General features: G+C 39.1%; 13 protein-coding genes and 1 pseudogene. 8 read left to right on the top strand and 6 right to left on the bottom strand.

Annotated features, from left to right (window positions below):
* From istB to ACE1TI_RS16125, 8 genes and pseudogenes are all read left to right on the top strand, one after another.
* A partial coding sequence (gene istB / locus ACE1TI_RS16160; protein ID WP_375008586.1) for an IS21-like element helper ATPase IstB occupies nucleotides 1-655 on the top strand: 655 nt, incomplete at its 5' end.
* A 137-nt stretch (nucleotides 656-792) separates the two neighbouring features.
* Nucleotides 793-1,194, top strand: a pseudogene (locus ACE1TI_RS16155) (transposase); the annotation flags it as partial.
* Nucleotides 1,195-1,538: 344 nt separating this feature from the next.
* The gene (locus ACE1TI_RS16150) at nucleotides 1,539-1,682 is read left to right on the top strand and encodes a hypothetical protein (protein WP_375008585.1); all 144 of its coding nucleotides are present in this window, start codon (nucleotides 1,539-1,541) and stop codon (nucleotides 1,680-1,682) included.
* Nucleotides 1,683-1,691: 9 nt separating this feature from the next.
* Nucleotides 1,692-2,210 (top strand): MBL fold metallo-hydrolase, encoded by a 519-nt coding sequence (locus ACE1TI_RS16145; protein ID WP_375008591.1) that lies wholly within the window; start codon nucleotides 1,692-1,694, stop codon nucleotides 2,208-2,210.
* A 114-nt stretch (nucleotides 2,211-2,324) separates the two neighbouring features.
* On the top strand, nucleotides 2,325-2,498 hold the full coding sequence (locus ACE1TI_RS16140; RefSeq protein ID WP_375008584.1) for a hypothetical protein: 174 nt from the start codon (nucleotides 2,325-2,327) through the stop codon (nucleotides 2,496-2,498).
* 537 nt (nucleotides 2,499-3,035) lie between these two features.
* Nucleotides 3,036-3,305, top strand: a complete 270-nt coding sequence (gene rpsN, locus ACE1TI_RS16135; RefSeq protein WP_375008583.1) for a 30S ribosomal protein S14 — start codon at nucleotides 3,036-3,038, stop codon at nucleotides 3,303-3,305.
* 201 nt (nucleotides 3,306-3,506) lie between these two features.
* Nucleotides 3,507-4,307 (top strand): SDR family NAD(P)-dependent oxidoreductase, encoded by an 801-nt coding sequence (locus tag ACE1TI_RS16130; RefSeq protein WP_375008582.1) that lies wholly within the window; start codon nucleotides 3,507-3,509, stop codon nucleotides 4,305-4,307.
* Nucleotides 4,308-4,766: 459 nt separating this feature from the next.
* Entirely contained in the window at nucleotides 4,767-5,066 is a 300-nt protein-coding gene (locus ACE1TI_RS16125) for a hypothetical protein (protein WP_375008581.1), read from the top strand.
* A gap of 46 nt (nucleotides 5,067-5,112) precedes the next feature.
* Here the strand turns inward: ACE1TI_RS16125 and qoxD are convergent, their stop codons facing one another.
* From qoxD to ACE1TI_RS16095, 6 genes are all read right to left on the bottom strand, one after another.
* Entirely contained in the window at nucleotides 5,113-5,478 is a 366-nt protein-coding gene (gene qoxD / locus ACE1TI_RS16120; RefSeq protein WP_375008580.1) for a cytochrome aa3 quinol oxidase subunit IV, read from the bottom strand.
* A complete protein-coding gene (qoxC, locus tag ACE1TI_RS16115; RefSeq protein WP_375008579.1) occupies nucleotides 5,479-6,087 on the bottom strand; it encodes a cytochrome aa3 quinol oxidase subunit III in 609 nt (202 codons plus the stop codon).
* Entirely contained in the window at nucleotides 6,084-7,973 is a 1,890-nt protein-coding gene (qoxB, locus tag ACE1TI_RS16110; RefSeq protein ID WP_375008590.1) for a cytochrome aa3 quinol oxidase subunit I, read from the bottom strand. Before qoxB ends, qoxC begins: the two co-directional genes overlap by 4 nt.
* A gap of 95 nt (nucleotides 7,974-8,068) precedes the next feature.
* Nucleotides 8,069-8,998 carry a cytochrome aa3 quinol oxidase subunit II gene (gene qoxA, locus ACE1TI_RS16105; protein WP_375008578.1) on the bottom strand — a complete coding sequence of 310 codons (930 nt, stop codon included), beginning with the start codon at nucleotides 8,996-8,998 and terminating at the stop codon, nucleotides 8,069-8,071.
* Nucleotides 8,999-9,121: 123 nt separating this feature from the next.
* A complete protein-coding gene (locus tag ACE1TI_RS16100; RefSeq protein WP_375008577.1) occupies nucleotides 9,122-9,295 on the bottom strand; it encodes a hypothetical protein in 174 nt (57 codons plus the stop codon).
* A gap of 335 nt (nucleotides 9,296-9,630) precedes the next feature.
* On the bottom strand, nucleotides 9,631-9,792 hold the full coding sequence (locus tag ACE1TI_RS16095; RefSeq protein WP_375008576.1) for a hypothetical protein: 162 nt from the start codon (nucleotides 9,790-9,792) through the stop codon (nucleotides 9,631-9,633).
* Between the last annotated feature and the right edge of the window lie 174 nt (nucleotides 9,793-9,966).

Genomic DNA, 9,966 nt, shown 5'->3' with positions numbered 1-9,966 from the left:
CTATGAAGAATTTTTGGCTTTACTGCTGGAAAGAGAAATGGACACGAGACAAGAAACCGCAAGGTATAATCGCATTCGACGAGCCGAATTTCCATACAAAAAATACATCGAAGACTTGTCTGTTAAAGAGTTGCCAGAGGATGCACAGAAGAACTACAAGCGCTTCAAATCGCTTGATTTCATCAAGGAAGGGAGAAATGTTATTTTAGCAGGCAATCCAGGGACTGGGAAGACGCACATGAGTATCGGTTTGGGAATCAAGGCGTGCTTGGAAGGATATAAGGTTTGGTTTACAACCGTCCCGTTACTCATTAATCGGATCAAAGAATGCCGTTCAGAGCAGACCCTGCGGACGTTTCAAAACCGTTTTGAAAAATATGACCTCGTCATTGCGGATGAAATGGGATATATCTCTTTTGATAAAGAAGGGGCTGAACTTTTATTTACCCACCTATCCTTAAGAGCAGGACAGAAATCCACCATTATTACAACGAATCTTTCTTTTGAACGTTGGGGGGAGATTTTTCAAGACCCTGTGATGACAGCAGCAATGATTGATCGTTTAACTCATCAGGCGTATATCGTAAATATGAATGGAAACTCGTATCGCATGAAAGAAACAAAACAGTGGCTCCAAGATCAGCAGTCTGTGTAAGAAGAACGGGAATCTCATCAGTATCCCCTCATCTTAAATAAATATTCCCTTAAATGGAAATTTTAGGTGGGGGAGTTTTAAATGACTATGTGGGGGAATTTTCAGTTGACAATTACAACCATTAAACGGATCATGGACTCACCCAAACGGTGGAATCCATTCCCGGTATCGGTCCGGTCTTCGCTGCCGGTATCATTGCCGAGATCGGTCAAATTGAACGATTTGACGATGAAACGAAAGTGGCGAAATACGCTGGCCTCTATTGGCGGACCCATCAATCCGGCCGGTTTACGGCAGAGGATACTTCTCTGACGCGTCAAGGTAACCAGTACTTACGGTATTACTTAGTTGAAGCCGCCAACACTGTACGTAGGAAAGCACCGGAATACCAGGCATATTACGTGAAAAAATTCGGAGAAGTACCAAAACATCAACACAAACGAGCTCTCGTTCTAACTGTAAGAAAACTAGTGCGTCTGGTGGATGCGCTACTACGCAATCACCAACTATTTTCGCTAGAGAGGGGCGTGAATATATGACGTGAAGCCGTCATAGCATAACCTCTCGCGACTTCCAGTAATTCACAAATTATTACTGGTCTAGTTTATTGCGCTCTTTTTTCGCAAAAATGACCTTTGAATTTAAAGATAGCGTTTACATTTATATTTTTTATTTCCTCCTTTCCAAGTTGTTATTTTTATCATATATTTCTTTCCAAAAAAACACAATACTTTTTTATCTTTCGTCAAAAAAACATTATTTAAATTATAGGAAAAATAAACTTTTCGCGGTATAATCACCATGTGTAGATTTTTATTAATTAATTATAATGTTTTTTATTATCTTTCGTGCATTAAAAATAATTTTAAAGGCGGAGTTTCTTATGGCTTCTGTTTATACTTCTCGTTTTACTTTTCATCCAATCACTGTATCAATAGGCGGTGATCTGCGAACGGTAAACTTTTATCTTATCTCTTTAAACGATCAATTAATCTTGTTTGATGCAGGCTGGAAAGGGCCTATGTAATGGAATGCACTGCAACAAACTCTTAAAGAAAATGGGTACACTACTTCTGATATTTCCTCTATTATCCTAAGTCATCATCATAAGGATCATTGCGGCCTTGTAAACCAGTTGACAGAAGAACAAAATATTCCTGTTTATGCCCATAAGAAATCTTTGCCTCGTTTAAAAGGAATTAAATCTTTGTTGGAGAAACGAGCTGATTTTTTTAAAAGGTTATATCAAGAGTTTGGTTGCGGTGAAAAAGGAGAAGCTTACTCTGAATATCTCACTCGCTCCATTGAACAAAACCATGAGTCTATCATAAATGTTAATGTAAAACCTATAGAAGAAGCTAACCTCCCTATGGTCGAAGTTCTTCATTTACAAGGTCATGCTCCAGATCAAATTGGATTATGGGAAGAGGATAACGGTGTTCTTTTTGGTGCTGATGCATTAATTGACCACATTTCTAGTAACGCATTTGTTGAGCCGGATGATAACGGAGAGCGTATTCCCTCTCTTTCACAAAATATCGAGACTCTTCATTAAATTAAATCTCTTCCTATTAATCTCGTTTATTCCGGGCATGGATCAGTAATAGAGGATCCACATGAATTAATCAAATTACGGCTACTCAGAATAGAAGTGAAAGGAGAAAAAATTATGACTCTCATTGATCAAGGGGCCAGAACAGGTGGAGAAATAGCAGAACAGTATTATGGTCGTATATACGATCAACAATTTTTTCTTGTAATGTCAGAAATTATTGGACAACTTGACTATTTAGAAGTATGGAAAAATAATGAAAATAAAGAAAAATGGGGTATGGCTATTTAGCCGTATACCACATTAAAAGTTTACTTGTATCATAATAAAATCTCCTGGTGGAGCTGAGTTAATATCTATGCATTTATCACTAAACCAATTAACCATCGATAAAGTTTCATCAATATCTCTGGGCTCTTACCATTATTTATTTGATCATTAGTTCATTAGGTGAAAGAAATTGTCGTTATGAATTTAAAAAAGGTACTGAATGGAAGTGTTTTTGTTTAGAATGGATAACTTTGGATTATTTTTTCAGGCAATAATGTCACATGCTAAAAAGTATAAAAATAATATACACTGGATTAATTGTAAAATGTGGGCACTAGATAGAAAAATATAGAAATATACTCTCTAAAATCGGTTTATTACAAAATATAATATTTTTAAAAAAGATTAACAGAATAATATAATCTCATCGTTTTCTTTTGAAGTTATTCATCAGTTTACTATGAAACTATTTTATGTTATATTACTAAACCAGGATTTCAAATCGTATTGATTACGATTATATATAAACCTAAAAATTTATGAAAGGAGGAGAAGGTATTGGCACGAAAAGCGAAAGTAGCAAAAGAACAAAAACGGCAGGAATTAGTGGAGAAATACGCTGATCTTCGCAAAGAATTGAAAGATTCAGGAGATTATGAAGCTCTTCGAAAGCTTCCCCGCGATTCATCTCCGACCCGCCGTAATAACCGCTGCGGAATGACAGGCAGACCGCGCGGATATATGCGGAAATTTAATCTTTCTCGTATAGCTTTTCGTGAACTTGCGCATAAAGGACAAGTACCAGGAGTTAAAAAATCCAGCTGGTAAACACTAAAAAGAGGCATGGTGAGCTATGATTGCCGCCATGTCTCTTTTTTAGAAACTGATTGGAGACGGGGTTACACTTATAAATCTGTGAATATCCTCAGTTTTCCTATATAGCGCAGTATTATTCGGGAGGAGCGTTTACTTCTGACGGTCATTTGTATTAAGTTTAGTAAAGAATAGTTAGAAGGGAGCATCGAGCTAATGACTATTTTTGTAAATGATGCTTTAAAGGGAAAGCATGCTTTAGTAACAGGTGCGACAGGCGGGATAGGATATGAAACAGCAATACTGCTTGCCTCCATGGGAGCTGCTGTTACAATAACCGGACGAAGAGAAGAAAAGCTAAAAGAGTTAGAAAATGATATATTAAAATCTTCTCCCCAGTCCAAGGTACTTTCGTTTGCAGCGGATATTGGCCAGGAAAGCGACAGAAAGGCACTTGTTCAGGTATCACAGGAGGCTAATGGTTTTATCTCTTTACTTGTCAACTCAGCCGGAGTGATTGGCGGCGCCACTGTGGAAAACCTTACTCAATCGGAAATGGAACGGATTATGCATGTGAATTATACGTCTACTGTTTTACTAAGTCAGTTGGTTTATGAAACCATGCGGGAAAAGAAAGAAGGAGCTATTGTTAACGTTTCTTCTTTATCCGGTTTGCGCGGAACACACGGAAATACAGCTTATGCTGCTTCAAAGTTTGCATTAATCGGCTTCACTCACTCCATGGCAGTAGAAGCTGTTTCTTATGGGGTTCGAGTGAATGCTGTATGCCCTGGCTATGTAGAGACAGAGATGGGACAAGCAGCTATTAAAAATAAAGCAAAACGTGAGGGACGCTCGTTTGAAGAACAGCTGGTAGCAGCAAAAAACAGTATTCCCTCCGGCCGCTTAACAGACCCTAAAGAAGTAGCCCACACGATTGCTTATTTATTAACAGATGCGGCGTCAAACATAATCGGAGAATCCGTAAAAATATCTGGTGGCAATGTATTAAGATAAAATAGGCTTTGATAAGCATGAGAGAATATCTTAAAATTTCAAGAAGCACGCTGCTATCTATCTTCTATAGTAGAAAGTTGGCTGCTTCCTGTTTTATAAAACAAGAATCAAATACAAGAGAAGCTTAATATTTAACGGTCTATTACATGCTGAATTCTAGTAACTATTTTTCTCGTTTCTTTTCTCTTGGACTCCAACAAGTACATGTAATCAGCTGATTTGAGTGACCTGCCTCATTCCTTTCTTCATTTTTTACATCTTCCCTACTATTAATATTTATGTAGAAAATTCTATTATTTTTAAATTCTTTTGTCCATAAAATTTATGACAAAAGTCCTCAAAAGTTTATAGAAAGTATTATTGAATTATTTTTGAATTATTTATGTCTTTTTTGTGAATGATTTGTTACAATAAATGTAACAACTATTGAAACCGTTTACTTTTAAAGAGGTGTTTAATATGGATATTTTGCTAATTTTCATGATATTCGCTACAGTCTGTCCATTATTTTTTGCCCGCCGCCGCATGTGGGGACTTGCTATTTTACAGGGTACTCTGGTGCTTGGTATGTGGGATTACTTTCTAAGTCACTTCACTTCGATCACTGTTCTTAACGCTCCTACTTCCATTATTGCTTTTTACGGAAGTTTAATGTTAGCAGATGTTGCTCTTATTATGCTCTTGATTAATTTCTTTAAAGAACTGGACACAAAAAAATTACCGTCCTTCCGATCTGAGCTCCGTTCTCAAATGAAATAAGAAAAATCCCCGTGAAGCATTATTGTTAGCCTTCACGGGGATTTTTTTAATGATCCATATGCTCGTGTTGTTCTGTTTCAGCATTATTGTCACTATTACCGCCGCCATCATGATCATGGGTATAACCAAATGACATCGTCCAAATAGACCCTGCCACAATAACTGCAGCAATAAAGAAACCATGAAGCATATTGCCTGTCTGTATACCACCACTGTCACTTTCTGTCATGTGCATGAACATAAAGAGCTGGATACCTGCCTGAATAACAGCTAAAACCATAATAAAAGTGATAATCCATGGGGTTGGAAGGTCAGAACTAACAGCTGCCCATGCAGCTGCCACCGTTAAAATTATTGAAGCTGCAAATCCAATAATATGCTGTTTAGGGAAGCGTTTGGTAAGTTCACTCATTTATACCACCCTCCCAATCAGATAAACGCTTGTAAAAATGAAGATCCAAATTACATCAAGAAAGTGCCAGTATAACCCGACAACAAAGACTTTTCTAGTAGTTACCGGCGTCAGGCCGCGCTGCCGCAGCTGAATTAAAATGAGAACGGCCCAGCCGATACCTAATAGTACGTGTAAACCGTGTGTTCCGGTTAGTACAAAAAAGGCAGACCAAAAGGCGCTTGATGGAAGCGATGCGCCTTCATGCGCATAATGGACAAATTCATATATTTCAAATCCAAGAAACCCAAGCCCAAGCGCCAGTGTAATACCAAGCCAAACAAACAACCCTTTTAATGACCCGCGCCTCATATGATGAATAGCTATGCCGCATGTGAAACTGCTTGTTAAAAGTAAAAAGGTCATAATAAGAACCATCGGCAGCTCGAAAAGGTCTGCCGGAACAGGAGCATCAGCTGTCCGTCCAAATAATACAGCATAGGTGGCAAAAAGAGTGGAGAACAAAACTACTTCTGCTCCAAGAAAGATCCAAAACCCTAAAATACTCATGCGCCCTTCCTGCGTCCGATATTCAAGAGGTCCGGTGTTTAAATCCGTGTGTGCGCTCATTGTTCTCCCTCCCTTGCCTTCTCTTCTGTTCTTTTAATGTCTTCCACCGAAACGTAAAAACCATCATCATAATCAAATGATCGGATAACCATACAAACAAGTACTCCAATTAAACCTGGAATAGCCATCCACATCCATTCCCAAATCAAACCAAAGCTTGCAACAAACATAAACGCCATCATGATAAACGGCATGCCCGAATCGCTTGGCATATGAATAGGCTCCACTTTTTCTTTTTCATAAGTGGTTCCGCCTTTTTCTTTTATTCTCCAAAAAGCTTCCGGCCCTTCTATTTTAGGTACGGTCGCAAAGTTATAAAACGGAACTGGTGTCGTAGTTGCCCACTCAAGCGCTCTGCCGTCCCACGTATCTCCGTGAGTTTCTCGTTTACTGTAGCGGAAGCTGTAATAAATATTATAAACGAATACGGCAAAACCAATGGCCATAAGAACTGCGCCAATAGAGGCTGTTACGTTTAATGGCATCCATTCTGGTTCAATGGTATACGTACGTCTTGGCATTCCCGCGAATCCGAGGAAGTACATTGGGAAGAAACATACATTAAACCCTATAACAAAGAACCAAAAGCTTATTTTACCGAGTTTTTCATTCATTTTGTGGCCGAACATTTTTGGGTACCAGAAAGTCAGCCCGGCAAAACATCCAAACACTGTTCCTGCAATTAATACGTAGTGGAAATGAGCAACTAAAAAGTACGTATTATGGTATTGATAGTCTGCTGCAGCCATAGCTAGCATCACACCTGTTACCCCGCCAATGACAAAGCAAGGGATAAACGCAAGCGACCAAAGCATCGGCGTATCAAATCGAATACGGCCTTTATACATCGTACCGAGCCAGTTAAATATCTTAACACCCGTCGGCACTGCGATAAGCATTGTAGTGATGGAGAAAAATGAGTTAACTCCACCTCCTGCACCCATCGTAAAGAAATGGTGGACCCAAACGAGAAAGCTGAGACCTGCGATAACGACCATGGAATATACCATCGCCTTGTAACCAAATAACTGTTTGCGGGCAAATGTAGAAATTACCTCAGAAAATATACCAAATGCCGGAAGAATCACGATATACACTTCCGGATGGCCCCATAGCCAAAAGAGGTTAGCCCACATCATCGGCATTCCTTCGCCTGTTAAAGTAAAGAAATGAGACCCAAATATACGGTCAATCGTCATTAGTGCCAGCGCTACAGTTAAGATAGGAAACGCAAACACGATAATAAAAGAAGTGATAAATGTAGACCAGGTAAAAATAGGGAGTCTCATCATGGTCATTCCTGGTGCTCGCATTTTTAAAATCGTCACCATAAAATTAATTCCTGTTGCTAACGTTCCTATCCCTGCAACCTGCAGCCCTATTAAATAATAGTTCTGAGCTGGTCCAGGGTTAAGGGCTGCTCCTGCCATAGGCGTATAGCTGGTCCAACCTGCATCGGGAGAACCTCCGATGACAAAAGAGATATTAAATATCATTGCCCCGAAAGCAAAAGACCAGAAACTAAGGGCGTTTAAAAATGGAAAAGCCACATCTCTTGCTCCAATTTGCAAAGGAACAATGTAGTTCATCAGCCCAATTAAAAACGGCATCGCCATAAAAATAATCATTATGGTACCGTGGGTCGTAAAAATTTCGTTATAGTGCTGAGAATCCAGAAACTCCATTCCCGGAAGTGTCAGCTGTGTTCTCATTAAAAGAGCGTCTACCCCGCCCCGGAAAAACATCGCTAAAGCAGCGATGATATACATAATCCCAATTTTTTTATGATCAACGGTTGTTATCCATTCACGCCAAAGCCATCCCCATTTTTTAAAATAGGTTAAAACAAATACGATCGCAATAGATACTAGAACAATAGAAACCATGGCACCGTATATTAATGGCTGGCCCGTTACAAAGAAATCCTCTAACAGAAAGTCTATAAATTCCACGTTATTTCACCCACTTTCTGAATGCCAAGTTATTCATCCTCGACACCTCTTCCGCCTTTTAGATGCAGCGGCTCTTCAAATGCATCTTTATGTCGTTCTATTAAATAGTCGCGTCCTTCGTTTGTTCCATGGTCCACGTAATCCAGATGAGTTGAAGAGAATTCCATTTCTTCTAATAGCCCAGGAGAAAGAAGAGAATCATATTCTTCCTGAGTTAATTCCGGTGCTTCATTCTGCACCTCTTCTACCCAGCTTTCAAAGTCTTCCTCACTTTCAGCGTGAACCTCAAACTTCTGCTCCGCAAAACCTGAACCATTATAATTAGAGTTTCTACCTTGATATGTTCCTTCTTCATCCGCTTGAAGGTATAAGGTATTTTCCATTCCTGCCATGTTATATTTCTGTCCCCCGAGAGCAGGTATCCAAATAGAAGCCATAGAATCAGCAGAAGACAGACGGAATTCTATCGCTCTGTCAGTAGGAATATGCAGATAGTTCACCGTTTCAATACCTTCTTCCGGATAACTGAAGAACCATTTCCAATCAGCTGCTGTTGCGTGTACAACAAGCGGGTCTTTATCACTTGAACTCTCAGGTGGTTCTTCCAATTCATAAATTGTAATTACAGTAGGAATTGATAATGCTGTCACAATAATTAAAGGAATCACTGTCCACACAATTTCAAGTTTTGTATTTCCATGATGATCAGGATCATAATCCTTTTCATCACGGTCAGGACGCTCTCTATACTTAATGATCATATAGGTGAATGCAATAAAAACTACCGCTACTATTACCAACATGAGAATGATGGAAAAAACAATTAGTTCTTTCTGGCTTTCCCCTACCGGTCCTTTTGGATCTAATACTGTTAATTCAGCGCAGCCGCTTACTAATAACAAGAGAGCAAAAGCAAGCAGCTTTGCCCAGCGCTTTACTCGTGAATATATGTTTTTCACCCTATGCCACACTCCTTCCCAGGTGATTTTTATCACACTTGAGTCTTTACGAATATCGTAGCAAATTCATTTGGTAAGCAGGCTTTATGCAGCCATTTTTCATATAACTCTCACGGAAATGTTTCAAAATGCACACAAATTAGTCATAAAACATTCAAAGATGACATTTTCATAATTTCTTGGCCATAAACGCACCCTCAACGATAATGCTTGGTGAATTTTTCCTGGTTCTATTTTTGACGGAACAAAAGCGCAAGCGCCCTTATCAGCTTCGACAGGTAAATGTTCTTCAGTCACTAAAGGCGCTCTTTGCCTTTAATGACTGGAGGTTATTTAACCCCGAGAGGCTGGGCGCTGAAGCTAGACGCGGATCAAACAATATGGAGATAGTTATCCACAATTCGAAAAATATAATTTCCTAAACACTAAGAAAAACCACAAAGCATCTTTTGCTTCATGGCTTCTCATATAACTATTATGGTCCGGGAGGAGGTGCGGCATTTTTATTTCGCTTTCTTTTAAGTATCATTCTAACTCCCATTACTGCCGCAATAAGTTCTTTATTACTTAATCGCTCTGATTTAATTTATAGGCGGGAGCTTCCATAAATCCGCTTATTTTTTCAAAATAAGCTATTTTATTACCGCCTCTTTCATCTGTGATGGTAAACTCTCCTCCTGAGAAAAAGCTTCCGATTCGACAAGATAACTGCCTCGTCCAATCGCTTCATACTTAAATCGTTTGGCAAACAAAGAAAAAAGGCTGCGCAATTCTCCTACCCTTTCGCCTTCCATGTCTTTTAACACCCATCTACGTGAAAAAAGGGAAATGCAGCATGTAAATGGATATTTCCTTTTGTACCCATCACATCCACACTTGAAGTATACGCACTTTTCAAATCAAGCTGGCCTATTTTGTTTTGCTCTCTGTTAAAAATGTCAGTGAGGCCAGCTGAGAAAAATTATCTG

It is taken from the genome of Alteribacillus sp. JSM 102045, from assembly GCF_041949975.1.
In the GTDB taxonomy this organism is placed as follows: Bacteria; Bacillota; Bacilli; order Bacillales; family Marinococcaceae; genus Alteribacillus.
Note: the sequence above shows the minus strand (reverse complement) of the source record. Positions and strands in the feature narration are given on the sequence as shown.

Excerpts from the sequence above, each read along its gene's own strand:
- ACE1TI_RS16150 (WP_375008585.1), top strand. The coding sequence starts at position 1,539 with ATGGCTTCTGTTTATACTTCTCGTTTTACTTTTCATCCAATCACTGTA.
- ACE1TI_RS16140 (WP_375008584.1), top strand. The coding sequence starts at position 2,325 with ATGACTCTCATTGATCAAGGGGCCAGAACAGGTGGAGAAATAGCAGAA.
- ACE1TI_RS16130 (WP_375008582.1), top strand. The coding sequence starts at position 3,507 with ATGACTATTTTTGTAAATGATGCTTTAAAGGGAAAGCATGCTTTAGTA.
- ACE1TI_RS16125 (WP_375008581.1), top strand. The coding sequence starts at position 4,767 with ATGGATATTTTGCTAATTTTCATGATATTCGCTACAGTCTGTCCATTA.
- qoxD (WP_375008580.1), bottom strand. The coding sequence starts at position 5,478 with ATGAGTGAACTTACCAAACGCTTCCCTAAACAGCATATTATTGGATTT.
- qoxC (WP_375008579.1), bottom strand. The coding sequence starts at position 6,087 with ATGAGCGCACACACGGATTTAAACACCGGACCTCTTGAATATCGGACG.
- qoxB (WP_375008590.1), bottom strand. The coding sequence starts at position 7,973 with ATGGTTTCTATTGTTCTAGTATCTATTGCGATCGTATTTGTTTTAACC.
- ACE1TI_RS16095 (WP_375008576.1), bottom strand. The coding sequence starts at position 9,792 with ATGGAAGGCGAAAGGGTAGGAGAATTGCGCAGCCTTTTTTCTTTGTTT.